The organism is Streptococcus sp. F0442, from assembly GCF_000314795.2.
Taxonomy (GTDB): domain Bacteria; phylum Bacillota; class Bacilli; order Lactobacillales; family Streptococcaceae; genus Streptococcus.
Genome location: NZ_KB373314.1, coordinates 525,037 through 544,579, shown reverse-complemented (window position 1 = coordinate 544,579; position 19,543 = coordinate 525,037). Strand labels below are relative to the sequence as shown.

20 protein-coding genes are annotated in these 19,543 nt (G+C 43.9%); all 20 read left to right on the top strand.

Going from position 1 to position 19,543, the window contains the following annotated elements:
- Complete coding sequence (locus tag HMPREF9186_RS02815; protein WP_037613902.1) at window positions 1-1,119, top strand: NAD(P)/FAD-dependent oxidoreductase; 1,119 nt, start codon at window positions 1-3, stop codon at window positions 1,117-1,119.
- Between the two features lie 224 nt (window positions 1,120-1,343).
- Complete coding sequence (locus tag HMPREF9186_RS02810; protein ID WP_009731310.1) at window positions 1,344-2,168, top strand: ZIP family metal transporter; 825 nt, start codon at window positions 1,344-1,346, stop codon at window positions 2,166-2,168.
- 130 nt (window positions 2,169-2,298) lie between these two features.
- The gene (locus HMPREF9186_RS02805) at window positions 2,299-2,733 is read left to right on the top strand and encodes a hypothetical protein (protein ID WP_009731309.1); all 435 of its coding nucleotides are present in this window, start codon (window positions 2,299-2,301) and stop codon (window positions 2,731-2,733) included.
- Between the two features lie 134 nt (window positions 2,734-2,867).
- Entirely contained in the window at window positions 2,868-3,737 is an 870-nt protein-coding gene (gene rfbA / locus HMPREF9186_RS02800; protein WP_009731308.1) for a glucose-1-phosphate thymidylyltransferase RfbA, read from the top strand.
- Window positions 3,737-4,330 (top strand): dTDP-4-dehydrorhamnose 3,5-epimerase family protein, encoded by a 594-nt coding sequence (locus tag HMPREF9186_RS02795; RefSeq protein ID WP_009731307.1) that lies wholly within the window; start codon window positions 3,737-3,739, stop codon window positions 4,328-4,330. Before rfbA ends, HMPREF9186_RS02795 begins: the two co-directional genes overlap by 1 nt.
- Window positions 4,331-4,532: 202 nt before the next feature.
- A complete protein-coding gene (gene rfbB, locus HMPREF9186_RS02790) occupies window positions 4,533-5,579 on the top strand; it encodes a dTDP-glucose 4,6-dehydratase (RefSeq protein ID WP_009731306.1) in 1,047 nt (348 codons plus the stop codon).
- A gap of 123 nt (window positions 5,580-5,702) precedes the next feature.
- Window positions 5,703-5,993 carry a hypothetical protein gene (locus HMPREF9186_RS11615; RefSeq protein ID WP_009731305.1) on the top strand — a complete coding sequence of 97 codons (291 nt, stop codon included), beginning with the start codon at window positions 5,703-5,705 and terminating at the stop codon, window positions 5,991-5,993.
- Window positions 5,990-6,817, top strand: coding sequence for a hypothetical protein (locus tag HMPREF9186_RS02785; RefSeq protein ID WP_009731304.1), 828 nt, complete (start codon window positions 5,990-5,992; stop codon window positions 6,815-6,817). The genes HMPREF9186_RS11615 and HMPREF9186_RS02785 overlap by 4 nt, the downstream gene beginning before the upstream one ends.
- A gap of 243 nt (window positions 6,818-7,060) precedes the next feature.
- The gene (gene udk, locus HMPREF9186_RS02780) at window positions 7,061-7,699 is read left to right on the top strand and encodes a uridine kinase (protein ID WP_009731303.1); all 639 of its coding nucleotides are present in this window, start codon (window positions 7,061-7,063) and stop codon (window positions 7,697-7,699) included.
- A gap of 195 nt (window positions 7,700-7,894) precedes the next feature.
- The gene (locus HMPREF9186_RS02775; RefSeq protein ID WP_009731302.1) at window positions 7,895-8,575 is read left to right on the top strand and encodes a YoaK family protein; all 681 of its coding nucleotides are present in this window, start codon (window positions 7,895-7,897) and stop codon (window positions 8,573-8,575) included.
- A 455-nt stretch (window positions 8,576-9,030) separates the two neighbouring features.
- Window positions 9,031-9,423, top strand: coding sequence for an Hg(II)-responsive transcriptional regulator (gene merR / locus HMPREF9186_RS02770; protein ID WP_001863748.1), 393 nt, complete (start codon window positions 9,031-9,033; stop codon window positions 9,421-9,423).
- A 28-nt stretch (window positions 9,424-9,451) separates the two neighbouring features.
- Window positions 9,452-11,092: a mercury(II) reductase gene (merA, locus tag HMPREF9186_RS02765; RefSeq protein WP_009731301.1), complete on the top strand. Its 1,641-nt coding sequence runs from the start codon at window positions 9,452-9,454 to the stop codon at window positions 11,090-11,092.
- 457 nt (window positions 11,093-11,549) lie between these two features.
- Window positions 11,550-12,047, top strand: a complete 498-nt coding sequence (locus HMPREF9186_RS02760) for a GAF domain-containing protein (protein ID WP_009731300.1) — start codon at window positions 11,550-11,552, stop codon at window positions 12,045-12,047.
- Window positions 12,047-13,723, top strand: a complete 1,677-nt coding sequence (dnaX, locus tag HMPREF9186_RS02755) for a DNA polymerase III subunit gamma/tau (protein WP_009731299.1) — start codon at window positions 12,047-12,049, stop codon at window positions 13,721-13,723. The genes HMPREF9186_RS02760 and dnaX overlap by 1 nt, the downstream gene beginning before the upstream one ends.
- Before the next feature lie 38 nt (window positions 13,724-13,761).
- Window positions 13,762-13,959 (top strand): DUF3272 family protein, encoded by a 198-nt coding sequence (locus tag HMPREF9186_RS02750; protein WP_009731298.1) that lies wholly within the window; start codon window positions 13,762-13,764, stop codon window positions 13,957-13,959.
- Between the two features lie 207 nt (window positions 13,960-14,166).
- Window positions 14,167-15,429, top strand: coding sequence for an ABC transporter permease (locus HMPREF9186_RS02745; RefSeq protein ID WP_009731297.1), 1,263 nt, complete (start codon window positions 14,167-14,169; stop codon window positions 15,427-15,429).
- A 15-nt stretch (window positions 15,430-15,444) separates the two neighbouring features.
- Complete coding sequence (locus HMPREF9186_RS02740; protein WP_009731296.1) at window positions 15,445-16,077, top strand: ABC transporter ATP-binding protein; 633 nt, start codon at window positions 15,445-15,447, stop codon at window positions 16,075-16,077.
- A gap of 12 nt (window positions 16,078-16,089) precedes the next feature.
- On the top strand, window positions 16,090-17,466 hold the full coding sequence (locus HMPREF9186_RS02735; protein WP_009731295.1) for an ABC transporter permease: 1,377 nt from the start codon (window positions 16,090-16,092) through the stop codon (window positions 17,464-17,466).
- 70 nt (window positions 17,467-17,536) lie between these two features.
- Window positions 17,537-18,190, top strand: a complete 654-nt coding sequence (locus HMPREF9186_RS02730) for a response regulator transcription factor (RefSeq protein ID WP_009731294.1) — start codon at window positions 17,537-17,539, stop codon at window positions 18,188-18,190.
- Window positions 18,187-19,512 carry a sensor histidine kinase gene (locus tag HMPREF9186_RS02725; RefSeq protein WP_009731293.1) on the top strand — a complete coding sequence of 442 codons (1,326 nt, stop codon included), beginning with the start codon at window positions 18,187-18,189 and terminating at the stop codon, window positions 19,510-19,512. The genes HMPREF9186_RS02730 and HMPREF9186_RS02725 overlap by 4 nt, the downstream gene beginning before the upstream one ends.
- The last annotated feature ends 31 nt before the right edge of the window (window positions 19,513-19,543 follow it).

Here is a 19,543-nt window from a genome sequence, read left to right as displayed (position 1 = left end):
ATGATGAAAGTTGCCATTATCGGTGCAGGGATCGTGGGATCCACTGCAGCCTATTATTTATCCAAGGAAGCACAGATAGATGTCACCGTCTATGATCACGGAGTTGGCCAAGCAACCAAGGCAGCGGCTGGGATCATTAGCCCTTGGTTTTCCAAGCGACGAAACAAGGCCTGGTATCGCCTGGCTCGGCTGGGAGCTGATTTTTACCAAGAATTGGTAGAGGACCTGGCCAAGGACGGAATCGAAACAGACTTTTACCAGCAGACAGGGGTCTATCTCCTCAAGAAAAAGGAAGAGAAATTAGATGAACTCTATCAGTTGGCGCTGAGTCGACGGGAAGAATCTCCCTTAATCGGGGAATTGGCGGTTTTAACCAAAGAAGAAGTAGGTCAACAGTTCCCAGGTCTGCAAGGCTTTGAACAGCTCCTTTATGCCTCAGGTGGGGCCCATGTAGAGGGAGCCCTTCTAACTGAAACCCTTCTAAAGGCAAGTGGCGCAAGAGTGATCAAGGAAGAGATTGCTCTCACAATCTCGGATCATGGCTATCAGATAGCAGAAGAGAGCTATGACCAAGTCATCCTAGCGACAGGAGCCTGGTTGGGGCAAATCCTTGAGCCACTTGGCTACCAAGTAGATGTCCGTCCCCAAAAAGGACAGTTGAAGGATTATCAGCTAGACTTAGTTACTGATGATTATCCCGTGGTCATGCCCGAAGGAGAGCTGGATATCATTCCCTTCCAGCAAGGCAAGATCAGTATGGGAGCCACCCATGAAAACGAGATGGGCTTTGACCTGTCGGTGGATCAAGCTTTGCTGAATCAGATGGAAACAGAAGCCTTGACCTACTATCCAAAACTAGCTCAAGCGACAGTTGTCGGTGAGCGCGTGGGTACCCGGGCTTATACCAGCGACTTCTCGCCCTTTTGGGGAGGCCTTCCCGATCAAGCTGGTACTTATGTCGCCAGTGGCCTAGGTTCGTCTGGTCTTACAACCGGTCCGCTCATTGGTTGGCACCTAGCCCAACTAGTGGCAGGAGGAAAGGTGCGCCTAGATCCAGCAGATTATCCAGTTGAACAATATGTGAAGAAGAGAGTGGGACAGAAATCGGTAATTCGTTAGAATTCGATTTCGTCGTCCCACCTCCGCACAGTTGAGTAGGGCTGTAAAAGCTGATGAAATCAGCGTAATAGAGCCCACTCAACCACTGCGTCTTGCTCGACAATCCAAAGATAATTGAGAGGCTAGGACTTTTGTCCCAGCCTCTTATTTTCGAAAGACCTTCCTTAATTCGGATAAAAATAGTAGAATAGAACAAGTGAATGAACAAGGAACTGGGAGTTGTTATGAATTGGTTTCAATCACAATCCGTGGTCTTACAGGCCTTTCTCGCAGGATTGTTTACATGGGGCTGTACCATTATCGGGTCAGCCATCGTCTTTTTCTTCAAACATATTAGTCGAAAATTACTAGACATCATGATGGGCTTTGCGGCAGGGGTCATGATTGCGGCATCGTTTTGGTCCCTCTTGCAACCCTCGATTGAGTATGCAGAAACCTCCTATGGAAGTTTGGCTTGGTTGCCAGCGGCGATTGGTTTTCTAACTGGAGGATTCTTCCTTCGCTTGATCGACGCCATCGTCCCTCACCTTCATATGACGAAGGAGATTGAAGAGGCAGAGAGTATCCATACGCCGATAGAGAAGAAGTTGTCTAAGACGACCCTCCTCTTTCTCGCTATTACCATCCACAATTTCCCAGAAGGATTGGCAGTCGGGGTTGCCTTTGGAGCTCTGGCTAGTAATCCAAGTCCAGAAGCCTTTATCGGGGCGATTGGTTTGGCTATTGGGATTGGCTTGCAGAATATCCCAGAAGGGGCTGCCCTCTCGATTCCAATTCGGACGGATGGAAAATCTCGTCTCAACGCCTTTTATTGGGGATCTATGTCAGCCATCGTGGAACCAGTAGGAGCCCTGCTAGGGGCAGTAGCGGTCCTATCTATGACGGCCATCTTGCCTTACGCCCTCTCTTTTGCGGCAGGTGCAATGATCTTTGTAGTGGTCGAAGAATTGATTCCAGATTCCCAGACCAATGGCAACACAGACGTTGCGACCTTAGGTCTCATGGTTGGCTTTGTCATTATGATGATCCTAGACGTCGCTTTGGGATAAGTGACTGAAAAGGAGAGCGTCAGGACAAGCTCTCTTTTTGATTGCTTTTATTGTCTTTGAGAAAAAGATAGTCAGATATAGCTCGAAGGTATCTCAAAAAGGGATCTTCATTAGTAAGGAGTATCGTCTTATGGTAAACATCAAGTTTAAAAATAAAAACAAAAGGATGATGATGGTCATCGCTTTGGCTCTCCTTATGGCAATTGGAATTTCTTTGTTTTACGTGAATAAAAAATTAGAGGAAAAGCAACGCAATAGAGAGTATGAAGTCAGTCTTGTAAAGACCTTGAAGAATTCTTACGAGGGTATTGAGGAGATTGAGATTAAAAACCCATCCTATAGCTCCATTCCTTCAGACGCATGGGGAGCTGATGTCAAAATTACATTTGTTGATGGGACTTCAAAGCAACACCAATTGGCCTATGATAAAGATGCTCATAAAATGAAGATAGGGATCTATGATAACCAAGATGAGGGATTTCAAAGGTTTATGGATTCTAGGAAAGGAACGACCAATTCGGGAGTAAAGGTAAGGTTTTCAGACGGCTCAGTCAAGGAGCAGTAATCTATTTGAACCATGAGTAAGACCAATGCTAACAATTCTACAACTCTCATTTCCTTGTAACATAAATGCAAAGTGACTTTTTTATATAAACATGATAAAATAAGGGTAATGACAACGTAGAAAGGCCTAACATTATGAAAGGTATTATTTTAGCCGGTGGCTCAGGAACTCGCTTGTATCCATTGACACGTGCGGCTTCCAAACAGTTGATGCCCATTTATGACAAACCAATGATCTACTACCCATTGTCAACCCTTATGTTGGCAGGGATCAAAGATATCCTGATCATCTCAACTCCGCAGGATCTTCCTCGTTTTGAAGAGCTTCTTGGAGATGGTTCTGAACTTGGGATTTCCCTCTCTTATGCTGAACAACCAAGCCCAGATGGATTGGCTCAAGCTTTCATTATTGGAGAAGAATTTATTGGTGATGATCATGTTGCCCTCGTACTTGGAGATAATATCTTCCACGGAAATGGCTTAACCAAGATGTTGCAACGAGCGGAAGCCAAAGAAAAAGGAGCGACTATCTTTGGTTACCAAGTCAAAGATCCAGAACGTTTTGGTGTGGTAGAGTTTGATGCGGACATGAATGCCGTCTCAATCGAAGAAAAACCAGAACATCCAAAATCGAATTTTGCGGTGACTGGGCTTTACTTCTATGACAATGATGTGGTAGAGATTGCCAAAAATATCAAACCAAGTCCTCGTGGAGAGCTTGAAATCACCGATGTCAACAAGGCATATTTGGAGCGTGGAGATCTCTCTGTTGAGCTCATGGGCCGTGGCTTTGCTTGGTTGGATACAGGAACTCATGAAAGTCTCTTGCAGGCTTCTCAATATATCGAGACGGTTCAACGTCTTCAGAATGTCCAAGTAGCTAACCTTGAGGAAATCGCCTATCGTATGGGCTATATTACTAAAGAGCAAGTCTATGAATTGGCTCAACCTCTGAAGAAAAACGAGTACGGACAATATTTGCTCCGTTTGATTGGAGAAGCTTAATGACAGAACAATTTTTCGAGAAAGAATTAGCAGCCCGCAAGATTGAAGAGATTCCAGGTTTGATGGAGTTTGATATTCCAGTTCGTGGGGACAACCGTGGTTGGTTCAAGGAAAACTTCCAAAAAGAGAAGATGCTTCCTCTTGGTTTTCCAGAAAGCTTCTTTGCGGAAGGCAAGTTGCAAAACAACATTTCATTCTCTCGTAAGAATGTCTTGCGTGGCTTGCATGCAGAACCTTGGGATAAGTACATCTCTGTAGCAGATGAAGGAAAGGTTCTCGGTACTTGGGTAGACCTTCGTGAAGGTGAGACCTTTGGGAACACTTACCAAACTGTGATTGATGCTTCTAAAGGAATCTTTGTTCCTCGTGGTGTAGCCAATGGGTTCCAAGTTTTGACAGACAAAGTTGCCTATACATACTTAGTCAATGACTACTGGGCATTGGAGCTCAAACCAAAATATGCTTTTGTCAACTATGCAGACCCAAGCCTAGACATCCAATGGGAAAACTTGGAAGAAGCGGAAGTTTCAGAAGCAGACAAGAACCACCCATTGCTCAAAGACGTCAAACCCCTAAAAGCAGAAGATTTGTAAAAATGAACCTTGCAGAGCAGTATCGCGACTGCAAGGAGCCTGGTAGGATTGTTCCTGCCCTAGTGGAAACAAGATTGCCGTAGGGAATCTTGTAGGGAAATCCGGAGACATGGACTCCGGATTTATCCATGAAACCGAAGGGTTGCTGGCGTCCCTCACTAGCCAAAGGAACAATCTAAACTAAAAACTATTTGGAGAAAAAATGACTGAATACAAAAACATCATCGTAACCGGTGGCGCTGGTTTCATCGGTTCAAACTTCGTACACTATGTCTACAACAACCATCCAGATGTACATGTGACTGTCCTTGACAAACTCACTTACGCTGGTAACCGTGCCAACATTGAAGAAATCCTTGGGGATCGTGTTGAATTGGTTGTGGGTGACATTGCTGATGCAGCCTTGGTTGACCAATTGGCTGCTAAGGCTGATGCGATTGTTCACTATGCGGCTGAAAGCCACAATGACAATTCATTGAATGACCCATCACCATTTATCCACACCAACTTCATCGGTACTTACACACTTTTGGAAGCGGCTCGCAAGTACGATATTCGTTTCCACCATGTGTCAACAGACGAGGTCTATGGGGACCTTCCATTGCGTGAAGATCTTCCTGGACATGGGGAAGGTCCTGGTGAAAAATTCACTGCTGAAACCAAATACAACCCATCATCCCCTTATTCATCAACCAAGGCTGCTTCAGACTTGATTGTGAAGGCTTGGGTTCGTTCCTTCGGTGTTAAGGCAACCATTTCAAACTGTTCAAACAACTACGGGCCATACCAACACATCGAAAAGTTCATCCCACGTCAAATCACCAATATCTTGTCTGGTATCAAACCAAAACTTTATGGTGAAGGCAAGAACGTCCGTGACTGGATCCACACCAACGACCACTCAACGGGTGTATGGGCTATTCTCACTAAAGGCCGTATCGGTGAAACCTACTTGATCGGTGCTGATGGTGAAAAGAACAACAAGGAAGTACTTGAACTGATCCTTGAAAAAATGGGTCAACCAAAAGATGCTTACGACCGTGTAACAGACCGTGCTGGTCACGATTTGCGTTACGCGATTGATTCAACAAAATTGCGTGAAGAGTTGGGTTGGGAACCACAATTCACAAACTTCGAAGCAGGTTTGGAAGAAACCATCAAGTGGTACACCGATCACCAAGAATGGTGGAAAGCTGAAAAAGAAGCTGTCGAAGCCAACTACGCAAAAACACAAGAAGTTTTGAAATAAGGATGTTAGTCCAAGTGGGAAACCGCTTGGACTTTTTCTTGCTTTTCTAAAAAAGTCACTAAATAGGGAATTGATTTATGGTATAATAAGAACAGTTTCTATATTGAATGAAAAGGGGAAGTGATGATGAATCAAAGAGATTGGGTAGAATATTTTGAAGCGATCAATGGTCGCAAACCAAGTATGCAAGAATTTCAAGAAGCGCGTGAAAAAGGGGAGTTTGTCGTAGAACAGAAAGATGCGCCTGCTCCTGCACCAGTAACACCAGCTCCAGCAAGCGAAGAGCAGGCTCCTGCTCAAGAAGCACCTGTTGCATCTAGCGCACCTTTTTCACAAGAGTCTACGCTTTTGTCCCACCGCAACCATCAGCGGAAACCCTGCAACCTGTTCCAGGACAGAAAAGACCGAAATTGAGTTTTAATAAACCAACAAAGTTCGGTCTTGCAGTCGTTGCTATTGTTACAGCAATCACTCTTGTTTGGATCTTTTTCTTTACAGGGACACAAAGTCTGGATGGAATTTGGTTGAGCAACACGGATTCGATGCCTGTGGTCTATGAACTAAATGGAAAGACAAAGAAAGTCAATACAACTCATCCGATCAAAAAAATCATCGAAGGAAAAGAAGCTAAAAAGGAATTTGTTCAGAAACTTTCGGCATTAAACTTACCGAATATAAAGACGCTAGCGGATGTGGATAAAAAGTTTCATTTGAAGACCAAAGAAGTGGTCATTTTTAAAACAGACGGTTCAGCACTTTATAATTTGCTTCAGTCCAATGGGACAAATGTCATATTTTCTGATGATTTGGATGATCTAGCATATTATAAATCCAATTTGTCAGAATTTAAGAAGAGAGCCGTTTTCCAAAAAATCGAATACCCTGATGTTTTGGTTGGAAAATGGAAAAATGTGACTAATAATGATGATCATTTAGTTTTTCAAATAACGAAAAATGGCGCATCTAATACTGATGTCACTGCCATTTATCCACTTGTAGATACTGATCGTATCAATGATAAGAGTGGAAATTCTCATTCTTCGGATGATAAAAAAAATACTGAGTTTGAACAGGTTAAAAAAGAGATTAAAAATCAAGGTTACACAGTGAAAAGTGCTAGGGAGGTATATAAAGAGGCTTATACTAATTCCTACATTGTGCCTGTCGATGGAGGGAAGAAGGTTATTGTTCTAGACAAAGACTATAATTTTAAGTCGATGGTGGAAAAAGTGAAATAATGAAGAGAGTGGGACAGAAATCGGTCATTCGTTAGAATTCGATTTCGTTGTCCCACTCAACCACTGCGTCTTGCTCGACAATCCAAAGAAAATTGAGAGGCTAGGACTTTTATCCCAGCCTCTTTCTTCTCCAAATTTCATCGGAAAAAATGATTTAAGTCTAGGCAAAAATATGGTAAAATGGATAAGATGTAGTGGAGAGGTTAGGACCTTTTCAAGCGATTAGAGGTATTGGAGTAGAAAATGCAAAATAGACCTATTATTATTGGTGTTACTGGTGGTTCTGGTGGTGGAAAGACCAGTGTATCCCGTGCCATTTTGGCAAATTTTCCAGATGAAAAGATTGCCATGATTGAGCATGATTCTTATTACAAGGACCAAAGTCATTTGACTTTTGAGGAGCGGATCAAGACCAACTATGACCATCCTTTTGCCTTTGATACGGACTTGATGATTGCGCAGATCAATGAACTCTTGGCAGGTCGTCCGGTGGATATCCCAACCTATGACTATGCAGAGCATACGCGCAGTAGTAAGACCTATCGCCAGGAACCTCAGGATGTCTTTATCGTGGAAGGAATCTTAGTCCTTGAAGACAAGCGCCTTCGAGACTTGATGGACATCAAGATTTTCGTTGATACGGATGATGATGTTCGGATCATTCGCCGAATCAAGCGCGATATGGAGGAGCGTGGACGGAGTCTCGATAGCGTTATTGAGCAGTACCTTGGAGTGGTGAAACCCATGTACCATCAGTTCATTGAGCCAACCAAGCGCTATGCGGACGTGATCATTCCTGAAGGAGTGACCAACACGGTAGCGATTGATTTGATCACAACCAAGATTGAAAAAATCCTCAACGAAGCGCGTGAGGGAAAATAGAAAAAGAGAGAAGAAGGGCAACTGGTCACCAAGTGTCTACGGATATGAGGAGTGACGGAATGTCTCAGTAGTTGATGAGACTCTTCATTCGCTAAAAGACTCAGAAGAGTTCTCAATCAACTTTGTGGGGGTAGTATGGGAAATGTTTATTTAAACATTTGGTACCACTCCCTCTTTTTCCTAAGGAGAATGGAAATGAAAAGGGAGTTTCATTCGCGGACCAAGGCTTTCGCTTGTTTATTGACCATGTGTGCTGGTTTTTCAGATGCTTATACCTTTATTTGTCGGGGTGGGACCTTGGCGGCAGGCCAGACGGGAAATGTGGTCTTTCTATCGGTTGGTTTGATAGGCCAGCAGATCTCAGATGTAGAAGTGAAGTTAGCCACGATGCTGGCCTTTATGCTGGGGATCTTTTTAATGACGGTCTTGCGTCGCTTGATTGATAATTCAGTCTGGCGCTTGAGTACCCTAGTGCCCTATATCCTCACAACTTTGGTGACGGGATTTTTGCCAGCATCGGTAAAAAATGTCTTCATCGTGCCTTTTTTTGGCCTGAGTTTAGGAATCGTAGCGACCTCATTTGGAGAAGTAGGTAGCTATGCCTACAACCACTCTTTTATGACCGGAAATCTCAAGAAAACCATGGTGGCTTATGGAAATTTTGTCAGAGAAAAGGAGATGAAATTCCTCTGGGAAGCCATCTTTATGACCTGCTTGATCGGGAGTTTCGTCTGTGGGGCCATTTTTTCGACCTACTTGATCCAGTTTTATGGATTAAAGACGATTTGGCTGGTGGCCATCATCTTGACCATCTTTTTAATCTACCGGGCCATTCAATATTTTGAAGTCTTTCACTTCAATCGGCGGCATGAATAGATAAAAGTATCATAAATAACTTTCCTTAGGTGAGTGCGGACGTCAGCGAACTTCTTCGAAGAAGTTCCATGACTAATTATTGAGCCTAAGGTCTCAATAATTCCGTGTGCCTGAAGCAGTTAAGCTTCAGGCACTTTTCTCACAGCGGAAAGTTTAGTATATTCTTTATCAATTTAAATTAATGAGACCTCGATTTTATCTCTTTGCAGAATCGCTTAAGTTATTTTACTAAAAATTAGGGGTCTTCGGAATATATAGTGGAATTACTTTCTTAATAGTTTAAAAACAACTGGTGTTTAAATCGGATTTTCTGGTGGGATGTTAGGATAATCAATAGTATTATATAAAAGTATCAATCACATACGAGTGATACTTTGGGAAAAAAATAAAATAGTCCAATTTACTTGACCGTGTACTATGGTACATGGTTTATAATATTCAGGGGGTGAAATAAGATGATTTATCGCATTAGTGAGTTTGCAGATAAATGTGGAGTTAATAAAGAAACGATCAGATATTACGAGCGAAAAAATTTATTACAAGAACCTCACCGAACGGAAGCTGGTTATCGGATATATTCATATGATGACGTTAAGCGTGTTGGGTTTATTAAACGAATACAGGAACTTGGTTTCTCTTTAAGCGAGATTTATAAATTACTTGGTGTTGTAGATAAAGATGAAGTTCGTTGTCAAGATATGTTTGAATTTGTTTCTAAAAAACAAAAGGAAGTGCAAAAACAAATAGAGGATTTAAAACGAATTGAAACTATGTTAGACGACTTAAAACAACGATGTCCAGATGAAAAGCAATTACATTCGTGTCCAATAATAGAAACATTAACATGAGAGATTAATTAACGAAAGGAGCTTTTTTATGAATAAATTTAAGGTAAACATTTCAGGAATGACTTGTACGGGTTGTGAAAAACACGTAGAATCAGCACTTGAAAAGATAGGTGCTAAAAATATTGAGTCTAGTTATCGTCGTGGTGAAGCAGTATTTGAACTGCCCGATGATATTGAGGTTGAAAGTGCAATAAAGGCGATTGATGAAGCAAATTACCAAGCCGGAGAAATTGAAGAAGTATCATCACTAGAAAACGTGGCGTTAATTAATGAAGAAAATTATGACCTTCTTATTATTGGTTCTGGTGCTGCTGCCTTTTCTTCGGCAATTAAAGCTATAGAATACGGTGCAAAAGTTGGAATGATTGAGCGTGGAACGGTTGGGGGAACCTGTGTGAATATTGGCTGTGTTCCGTCAAAAACTCTTCTTAGGGCAGGGGAAATCAATCATTTATCAAAAGACAATCCGTTTATAGGTTTACAAACATCCGCTGGAGAAGTGGATTTAGCTAGTTTAATCACGCAAAAGGATAAATTGGTGAACGAACTTCGGAATCAAAAATATATGGATTTAATTGATGAATATAATTTTGATTTAATTAAAGGTGAAGCAAAATTCGTTGATGCTAGTACGGTTGAGGTCAATGGGGCAAAGTTATCTGCAAAACGCTTTTTAATTGCAACAGGTGCATCGCCTTCGTTGCCCCAAATTTCAGGACTTGAAAAAATGGACTATTTAACTAGTACAACACTTCTTGAGTTAAAGAAAATACCAAAACGATTAACTGTAATTGGTTCAGGATACATTGGAATGGAGCTTGGACAACTATTTCATCATTTAGGTTCAGAAATAACGCTTATGCAAAGAAGTGAGCGACTTTTAAAGGAGTATGATCCTGAGATTTCAGAGTCAGTTGAAAAAGCGTTAATTGAACAGGGTATAAACCTTGTCAAAGGGGCAACTTTTGAGCGTGTTGAACAAAATGGAGAGATAAAAAGGGTTTACGTAACAGTAAATGGCAGTAGAGAAGTCATTGAATCAGATCAGTTACTTGTTGCCACTGGAAGAAAACCAAATACGGATTCTTTAAATTTAAGTGCAGCAGGTGTTGAAACTGGAAAAAATAATGAAATCCTGATCAATGATTTTGGTCAAACAAGTAATGAAAAGATTTATGCAGCAGGAGATGTGACTTTAGGACCACAATTTGTATATGTAGCAGCCTATGAAGGTGGAATTATTACTGATAATGCTATTGGTGGATTAAACAAAAAAATAGATTTATCGGTAGTTCCTGCTGTTACGTTTACGAATCCGACGGTTGCAACGGTTGGTTTAACAGAAGAACAAGCAAAAGAGAAAGGGTATGATGTGAAGACATCTGTATTACCTTTAGATGCTGTTCCAAGAGCAATTGTAAACCGTGAAACAACCGGTGTATTTAAACTAGTAGCAGATGCAGAAACACTAAAAGTATTAGGGGTTCATATTGTATCTGAAAATGCAGGAGATGTCATCTATGCAGCATCATTGGCTGTTAAATTTGGCTTAACGATAGAAGATTTAACAGAAACCCTAGCACCATATTTAACAATGGCTGAAGGGCTAAAATTAGTTGCACTTACGTTCGATAAAGATATTTCGAAATTATCTTGTTGTGCAGGCTAAGGGAACTTTTTTACAACTCCCTATTCAAGTGAACCAGCTAATGCTTTAAGGGATTTTCTAAGTGAATTTGTGGTCACAAAAATAATTTAACACTGATGATTTCGACATTACAGACAACTTAGGTGTCGATTTTTCCACACTTATTAAGAATTTGGAGAAGGGTGATTTATAAGCCCTTTTCCACCATAAAATCCGAATACCCAAAATTAGTTTATCTATATTCCAGAGGCTGGGACAAAAGTCCTAGCCTCTCAATTATCTTTGGATTGTCAAGCAAGACGCAGTAGTTGAGTGGGCTCTACTACGCTGATTTCATCAGCTTTTACAGCCCTACTCAACTGTGCGGAGGTGGGACGACGAAATCGAATTCTAACGAATGACCGATTTCTGTCCCACTCTCTTTTCTTTCACTGTTTGAAGCTTAATTTTTGGGCAAAGATTTGGTATAATGGAAGGTATGAAACAATCGGAAAAAGAATCACAATACCAACTTTTACTGGCACAGTTAGACGCTCTCTTAACAGGAGAAAGCAATGCCTTGGCCAATTTGTCTAACGCCAGTGCTCTCTTAAATCAAGCCCTGCCTCGTTCTGTCTTTGCGGGTTTTTATTTGTATGACCAAACGGAATTAATCTTGGGACCCTTTCAGGGTGGTGTCTCTTGTGTCCACATCGCACTTGGAAAGGGTGTCTGTGGAGAAGTGGCCCAGAAGCAAGAAACCATGATTGTCGATGATGTCCGCCAACATGCCAACTATATTTCCTGTGATAGTAGGGCTATGAGTGAAATTGTGGTGCCTATGGTCAAGGACGGTCAACTCCTTGGGGTTTTAGACCTGGACTCAGAATGCGTCTCTGACTACGATCAGCTGGATCAAGAGTATTTGGAAGAGTTTGTCACCATCTTGATCGAAAAGACAAATTGGGACTTTAAGATGTTTGGAGTTAAGAACTAATGTATCAAGCTTTATATCGGAAATACCGTAGCCAGACCTTTGGTCAATTGGTCGGCCAGCAAGTGGTGGCACGGACATTGAGGCAGGCAGTGGAGCAGGACAAGATCAGCCATGCTTATCTCTTTTCTGGACCTCGTGGAACTGGGAAAACGAGTGTGGCCAAGATCTTTGCTAAGGCTATGAACTGTCCTAATCAAGTCAATGGGGAGCCGTGTAACGACTGCTATATCTGTGAATCCATCACCAATGGGAGTCTAGAAGATGTAATCGAGATCGATGCAGCCTCTAACAATGGGGTCGATGAAATTCGCGATATTCGCGACAAGTCGACCTATGCTCCGAGTCTAGCCAAGCACAAAGTCTACATTATCGATGAGGTCCACATGCTCTCGACAGGGGCCTTTAATGCCTTGTTGAAGACGCTGGAAGAGCCGACGGAAAATGTGGTTTTTATCCTCGCAACGACAGAGTTGCACAAAATTCCTGCAACTATTTTGTCACGGGTCCAACGCTTTGAATTCAAATCCATCAAACTGCCAGATATTGTCCAGCATTTGGAAAATATCCTAGCTACTGAAGGGATTGCCTATGAAGCAGATGCTGTCCAGATCATCGCCCGGCGCGCTGAAGGTGGGATGCGGGATGCCTTGTCGATTTTAGACCAAGCCCTAAGTCTGACTGCGGGTAGTGAGTTGACGACCGCGATTGCTGAAGAGATCACGGGCTCCATCAGTCTAGCTGCGCTCGATCAGTACGTGGCTGCCATCCTAGCTCATGATGCGACGGCTGCGCTGGACCAACTTGCGATTATCTTTGATAATGGAAAGAACATGGCCCGCTTTGTTACGGACTTACTTCAATACCTGAGAGATCTCTTGATTGTCCAAACAGGTGGAGAAAATACCCATGCTAGTGATTTATTCGCAGCCAACCTTGCAGCCGATCAAGCTCGTCTCTTTGCTATGATTGATCAGGCGACGACTAGTCTAGCAGATATCAAAAACAGCCTGCAACCGCGCATTTATACTGAAATGATGACCATTAAATTGGCTGAAAGCACATCTCAAGCTTCCAACGCCGCAGTAGTTGAACTTCCTTCCAATGTGCTAGCTCAGCTGGAAGACTTGAAGAAAGAAGTCGCTCAGCTAAAGCAACAATTGATCCAGGCCGGTGCTAGCCTTCCTGCTTCAAAACCGACAGTAGCTCGTCCAACCAAGTCTAGCAAGGGCTATCGGGCAGATCGCAATAAGGTCAACGCCATTTTGCAAGAGGCGGTCGAAAACCCAGAGTTGGCACGAACCAACTTGATCCGTCTTCAGAATGCATGGGGGGAAATTATCGAGAGCTTGGCAGGCGCAGACAAGGCTCTCTTAATCGGATCCCAGCCGGTCGCCGCCAATGAAAATCATGCGATTTTAGCCTTTGAGTCTGCCTTTAATGCTGAACAGACCATGAAGCGGGACAACCTCAATACCATGTTTGGAAATATCCTCAGCAATGCTGCTGGCTTTTCTCCAGAGATTTTAGCGGTTTCTCTAGAGGAGTGGACTCAAATCCGGGCAGAGTTTTCAGCTAAGACGCGTGGACAGAAAGCGGAAGTGGTGGAAGAAGAGGAAAGTTTCATCCCTGAGGAATTTACCTTCCTATCCGATAAAATTACCCTTCAAGACGATTAATACATGAATTTTTTACTGATTCATGGTAGAATAATGATATGAATACAAAACAATTTGTGATGCTAGCAGTCTTTACTGCTATGGAGACTTATTTTTTCAATGAAGCGACCATGGCGGGTCAGATGCTCTTTGCATTCTTTTGGGCCGTCTTGATCTTGCGCAATCTTCAAACGGCCTATATGGTGGAGAAAATTGCTAATGCCATTGAAAAAGAAATGAAGAAGAAAAGAAAATAAAACCTTTGAAAAGAAATCTTTTTTCAAAGGTTTTTTTCTATGGCGATAGATGAAGTGACTCTGAACGACTGCTCAGCTTTCCTAGATTTTTCTAGGAAATTTTTTCTATTTCATAAACATTTCACATTTGTCCTCTATAATGAAAGCAACAAATGATGAAAGCGTCCACAATGCATCGCTGTGGGCTTTGAAATGGAGGGTGAGTTCATGCTCTTACAACAGGCAATTGCCTATATTACTCGAAAAAGAACGAGGAATCTGGTTCTCTTTCTGATTCTCCTCTTGATCCTCTCTTGCTTATATTTCTGTTTTTCACTGATGCAAGTAGGAGGAAGGCTGGAGGACCATATCAAACAGTCGGCTGGGACCAGTTTTGCCCTGACCAGTAAGCAGGGGAATACTCCCTTTGCGCTGAAGGAGGCTGAAAAGGTGCAGCGACTAGCTGGGGTGGGAGCCATGGTTCCTCAATATGAAAGTCCCGTTCGCATTCTTGGTAAAGAAGCGGTGACGGGACAGCAGTCGGTAGAGCGGGACGATTTGGGGCAGGAAGCCAAGCAAGCGCTAGGCGCTGTTTTCACCCAGAAGACAGACCAGCACCTGGATTTCCGCAGTGGTAGTTTCCAACTGGTGCAAGGCAAGCACTTATCCGATCAGGCTCGCGGCCAGATCTTGATCCACCAAGAGTTGGCTAAGAAGAACAAGCTAAAGGTCGGAGATTCCTTGACTTTATCCAGCTTTCAGATGGGAGAGACTCCTGCCAAAGAGCAAACCTTTAAAATCGTTGGCATTTTTTCGGGTAAGAAACAGGAAAAATTCACAGGGATGACCTCAGATCTGAGTGAAAACCAAGTCTACCTCCCTTATGAGGATGCGACCAAGCTCCTAGGTCTCAGTCAGCAAGAAGTGACCCAGGTCACCTTTGGCGTCAAAGATCCTGAGAAAATCGATGCCCTCTTGAAGCAAGTCAAAAGCTTGGATCTGGATTGGCAGTCTCTCCGTTTGGTCGAAGATCGCAAGGCCTTTGACCAGATGAAAGAATCCTCCCAGACCCTAGAAGGCCTGGTACGGATCATGATGATCGTCCTCCTAGTGACGGGAGCAGGTGCTCTATCGCTCTTACTCAGTCTCTGGACACGGGAGCGGATCCATGAAATCGGGGTGCTCTTATCCATTGGGAAGAGCAAGGGCCGGATCTTTAGACAGTTCCTCTTGGAAGTGGTGCTGGTATCCTTACTAGCGGTGATCCCAGGCTTTCTCATCGGGCGGATGGTCAGCCATCGTTTTTTAGAGCAGTTTGTCGGACAGACGGGTCAACAGCAGACCCTAGACTTGCTCAACCAAGTCCCTCAAGGCCTTTCCTTAGGAATCGCCTATGCTAGCCTCTTGTGCTTGATCCTTCTGTCGCTCGGTGTAACGACCAGCATGATCTGGCGCAAGACCCCAAAAGAAATATTAACAAAAATGAGTTAAGGAGAAATGACACATATGTTAGAACTCAAGAATGTAGCCTATAGTTACCAAAGCTATAGTGAAGATATCCTCTCAAATGTGAACTATCAGTTCGAAAATGGGACATTTTACAGTATTATTGGTCAGTCAGGAACTGGGAAATCGACCCTCCTCTCCCTCTTGGCTGGTCTGGACAATCCCAAGAAGGGTCAGGTTCTCTTTGATGGGGAGGACATCCAGACCAAAGGGTCTAGCTACCACCGCAAGCACCATGTCTCCCTGGTCTTCCAGAATTACAATCTAATCGATTATTTGACGCCACTGGAAAATGTCCGTCTGGTTAACAAACAGGCTGGGAAAGAGATTCTCTTGGAATTGGGATTGGACGAAACGCAAATCAAACGCAATGTCCTGCAATTATCTGGAGGACAACAACAGCGGGTGGCCATTGCGCGTGCGCTCGTTTCAGAAGCACCTGTCATCTTGGCAGATGAGCCGACAGGAAACTTAGATGAACAGACAGCCGGTGACATTATTGCCATTTTGAAGAAGTTGGCCAAGGAACGTCAAAAATGTGTCATTGTCGTCACCCACAGTAAGGAAGTGGCAGAGGCCTCCGATGTGGTCTTGGAATTGAGTCGCCGTAGCCTCGTTGAGAAGAGCAAGTAAGGAGGGAATGCTATGTTGCGAAATGCTTTTGCTTATATCACACGTAAATGGCCCAAGTCTCTCTTGCTCTTTGCCATCATTCTCCTCATGGGGACCTTGAGCTTGATTGGACTCTCCATGAAGGGAGCGACCCAACAAGCTTCATCGGAAAGCCTGGGATCCATCACCAATAGCTTCTCCATGCAGATCAACCGCAGGACCAATCCAGGAACCCCTCGGGGAGCTGGGAATCTCAGAGGAGAAGATATCGAAAAAATCAGCCAGGTAGAGGGGATCACCTCCTCCATCAAGCGGATCAATGCCATCGCAGATATCCTAGACCACGAGATTATTGAGACTGAAGAAACCCTGCAAAATCAATCTCCAGAGCGGGCCAAGCACTTTAAGAACACCTTGATGGTGACAGGGGTCAATGACTCTTCTAAAGAAGATAAGTTTGTCTCTGGAGCCTACAAGCTGGTCCAAGGAGAGCACCTGACAGACAAGGACAAAAACCAAATCCTCATGCACGAAGATTTGGCGAAAAAGAATGGTCTCAAGGTGGGCGATAAGGTGCGTCTCAAGTCCAATCTCTACGATGCTGACAATGAAAAAGGGGCTAATGAAACTGTCGAAGTAACCATTAAAGGTCTGTTCTCAGGGAAGAACCAAGCTCCTCTAACTTACGCCCAAGAATTGTATGAAGATACCCTCATTTCTGACCTAGATACAGCTGCCAAGCTCTATGGCAATACTGTTCAAACAGCTACCTATGAGGATGCGACCTTCTTTGCCAAAGGGGATCAAGACCTCGATAAATTAATCGAAAAAATCAAAGCCTTGGATATCCCATGGAATTACTTTGACTTGGTTAAGAGCTCTTCCAACTACCCAGCCTTGCAAAAATCGATCAGCAGCATGTTCCAAGTGGCGGACTACTTGTTTATCGGTAGCCTCATCTTTGCTAGCTTGCTTCTCACCCTTCTCCTCGTCTTGTGGCTCAATGCCCGTCGCAGAGAAGTGGGTATCTTGCTGGCTTTAGGACTTTCTAAGGTGCAGATTGCGGGACAATTCGTGGCAGAATTAGTCATGATTTCCATCCCAGCCTTCCTCCTCTCCTATGGAGTTGCAGGACTTCTTGCCAAAGCAGTCGGAGATACGGTGCTCAAAAACGTCACCAGTGGCATTGCCAAACAAATGGCTCAAGAATCTTCTGCAGCCAACCTTGGTGGAGGAGCTGAGGCGGAAAGCTTCAGTAAGACCCTGACAGATCTCCATATGGACATCCAACCGAGCCAATTGCTGGTGATTGTCTTGGTCGGTGGGCTCCTCTTGATTCTCGTATCCATCCTTTCTTCACAATGGCTCTTGCATAAGAAACCAAAGGAACTTTTGGTGGATGTCGAATAAGAGATTGTTTCCTAAAATAGAAATAGGGTATAATAGGAGGTAGAAGTTTCTTAGATAAAAAGGAAAGTGTATGAAGATACTAATCGTAGAAGATGAAGTCCTGATTCGAGAAGGGATGAGCGACTATCTTATGGAATGTGGCTATGAAGTCTTTGAAGCAGGCGATGGGCAGGAGGCCCTGGACCTCTTTCACAGAGAAGCGCCGGATCTAGTCTTGCTAGACATCCAGCTTCCTATCCTCAATGGCTTGGAAGTGCTCAAGACCATCCGGAAGACCAGCTCAGTCCCTGTTCTCATGCTGACGGCCTTCCATGATGAGGACTATAAGTTGACGGCCTTTGGAGAGTTGGCAGATGGCTATCTGGAAAAACCCTTCTCCTTGTCCCTTTTGAAGGTCCGTATCGAAGCTATTTTTAAAAAGCTCCAGCCTTCACGGGTCTTCACCTATGGAGAGGCACGGGTGGATTTTGAGAGCTACACAGCCAGCCTAGCAGGCCAAGCAATTTCCATGAATGCCAAGGAGTTGGAAATCTTGGAATATTTGCTCCAGCATGAGGGCAAGGCCCGGACCCGCTCTCAAATCCTCGATGCCGTCTGGAAGGAGACGGAGGAGATTCCTTTTGACCGGGTGATCGATGTCTATATCAAGGAACTACGAAAAAAACTAGAGCTGGACTGTATCGTAACGGTACGCAATGTCGGCTATAAATTGGAGAGACCATGACCAAACGGAGTATCTTTGCAAAAATCTTTCTGATCACCTTTGCCCTTTTTAGTAGCTTAGTCATCCTTCTCCATGCTTCGGTTTACTTTATTTTTCCATCGACCTATATCGAGTCCCAGCGCCAGACGATTTTGAAGAAATCGCAAGCCCTGGCTAAGAGTTTCCAGGGCCAGGAAGAAGGGACCATTGAGTCGGTCATCGACCTTTATTCCAAGACCAATGATATCAAGGTGTCTATCAAAGGCAAGCAAAAACAAAATGCCCTAGAGGTCAAGGATGACTTGCTCCTGAACCCTGACAGCCAGAACAATTCCCTGGTCATTGAAGAGCGAAAGATTCAGACCAAAGAGGGGAAAGACTTGACCTTGCAATTCTTAGCGACTGTCGATTCGCAAAAGGAAGCGCGGGACATCAGTCTGGGCTTTCTTCCCTATAGTCTCCTTGCTTCCTTTGTTCTGTCGCTAATTGCCTCCTATCTCTATGCCCGCATGATTTCTGCTCCGATCCTGGAGATCAAGCAGATGACCAAGCGGATGAAGCGCTTGGATCGGACAGCTAGTCTCCCCATTCATTCGCAGGATGAGATCGGTGTTCTCAAGCAACAGATCAACGACCTCTATCATCATCTTTTAGAGGTGATCGACAATCTAGAGCAACAGAAACAGGAAAATCTGAAGTTGGAGCAGATGAAGGTGGAATTCCTACGTGGGGCTTCGCATGAGCTCAAGACGCCTCTGGCCAGCTTGAAGATTATCCTAGAAAATATGCGGGATAAGATCGGTCGCTACAAGGATCGGGACCGCTATCTGTCGGTCTCTCTCGATATCGTCGATGAGATGAACCAGATCGTCCTGGAAATTCTATCCCTGTCCTCTGTCCAAGAATTGGCCGGAGACAAGGAGTGGATCCAGCTGGATCAAGTCTTAGAGCAGATCCTCGACCAGTACAAGGTCTTGGCTCAATCCCGCGCGCTCACGATTGACAATCAAATCCCTGATAAAGCAGTTTATATGGACCCAGCCATTCTGAAATTGGTTCTCTCAAATGTCATTAGTAATGCCGTCAAGCATTCGGATGCCGGTGGAGAGATCCAGCTCCGTCTCGAAGAAGAAGGGACGCACTTGGCGGTTGAAAATACCAGCCAGGAAATGGTAGAGACCGCTGAGATGCCAATGACTGCTAGCCGCCAGAAGAAGGAAGGTGGCTTGGGGCTCTTCGTGGTCCAACACTTGCTAGACCATGAGGAACTGGCCTACCAATTTGATAAAACGGCTATGGGCTTACGCTTCCGTATGGAACTGCCCAAAGATCCGCAAGAATAAAAAACTAGCGAACAAGAGAGATTCTTGTTCG

What these genes read in the sequence shown, in the direction of transcription:
- HMPREF9186_RS02815 (WP_037613902.1), top strand. Translation starts at nt 1, where the DNA reads ATGATGAAAGTTGCCATTATCGGTGCAGGGATCGTGGGATCCACTGCA.
- HMPREF9186_RS02810 (WP_009731310.1), top strand. Translation starts at nt 1,344, where the DNA reads ATGAATTGGTTTCAATCACAATCCGTGGTCTTACAGGCCTTTCTCGCA.
- HMPREF9186_RS02805 (WP_009731309.1), top strand. Translation starts at nt 2,299, where the DNA reads ATGGTAAACATCAAGTTTAAAAATAAAAACAAAAGGATGATGATGGTC.
- rfbA (WP_009731308.1), top strand. Translation starts at nt 2,868, where the DNA reads ATGAAAGGTATTATTTTAGCCGGTGGCTCAGGAACTCGCTTGTATCCA.
- HMPREF9186_RS02795 (WP_009731307.1), top strand. Translation starts at nt 3,737, where the DNA reads ATGACAGAACAATTTTTCGAGAAAGAATTAGCAGCCCGCAAGATTGAA.
- rfbB (WP_009731306.1), top strand. Translation starts at nt 4,533, where the DNA reads ATGACTGAATACAAAAACATCATCGTAACCGGTGGCGCTGGTTTCATC.
- HMPREF9186_RS11615 (WP_009731305.1), top strand. Translation starts at nt 5,703, where the DNA reads ATGATGAATCAAAGAGATTGGGTAGAATATTTTGAAGCGATCAATGGT.
- udk (WP_009731303.1), top strand. Translation starts at nt 7,061, where the DNA reads ATGCAAAATAGACCTATTATTATTGGTGTTACTGGTGGTTCTGGTGGT.
- HMPREF9186_RS02775 (WP_009731302.1), top strand. Translation starts at nt 7,895, where the DNA reads ATGAAAAGGGAGTTTCATTCGCGGACCAAGGCTTTCGCTTGTTTATTG.
- merR (WP_001863748.1), top strand. Translation starts at nt 9,031, where the DNA reads ATGATTTATCGCATTAGTGAGTTTGCAGATAAATGTGGAGTTAATAAA.
- merA (WP_009731301.1), top strand. Translation starts at nt 9,452, where the DNA reads ATGAATAAATTTAAGGTAAACATTTCAGGAATGACTTGTACGGGTTGT.
- HMPREF9186_RS02760 (WP_009731300.1), top strand. Translation starts at nt 11,550, where the DNA reads ATGAAACAATCGGAAAAAGAATCACAATACCAACTTTTACTGGCACAG.
- dnaX (WP_009731299.1), top strand. Translation starts at nt 12,047, where the DNA reads ATGTATCAAGCTTTATATCGGAAATACCGTAGCCAGACCTTTGGTCAA.
- HMPREF9186_RS02750 (WP_009731298.1), top strand. Translation starts at nt 13,762, where the DNA reads ATGAATACAAAACAATTTGTGATGCTAGCAGTCTTTACTGCTATGGAG.
- HMPREF9186_RS02745 (WP_009731297.1), top strand. Translation starts at nt 14,167, where the DNA reads ATGCTCTTACAACAGGCAATTGCCTATATTACTCGAAAAAGAACGAGG.
- HMPREF9186_RS02740 (WP_009731296.1), top strand. Translation starts at nt 15,445, where the DNA reads ATGTTAGAACTCAAGAATGTAGCCTATAGTTACCAAAGCTATAGTGAA.
- HMPREF9186_RS02735 (WP_009731295.1), top strand. Translation starts at nt 16,090, where the DNA reads ATGTTGCGAAATGCTTTTGCTTATATCACACGTAAATGGCCCAAGTCT.
- HMPREF9186_RS02730 (WP_009731294.1), top strand. Translation starts at nt 17,537, where the DNA reads ATGAAGATACTAATCGTAGAAGATGAAGTCCTGATTCGAGAAGGGATG.
- HMPREF9186_RS02725 (WP_009731293.1), top strand. Translation starts at nt 18,187, where the DNA reads ATGACCAAACGGAGTATCTTTGCAAAAATCTTTCTGATCACCTTTGCC.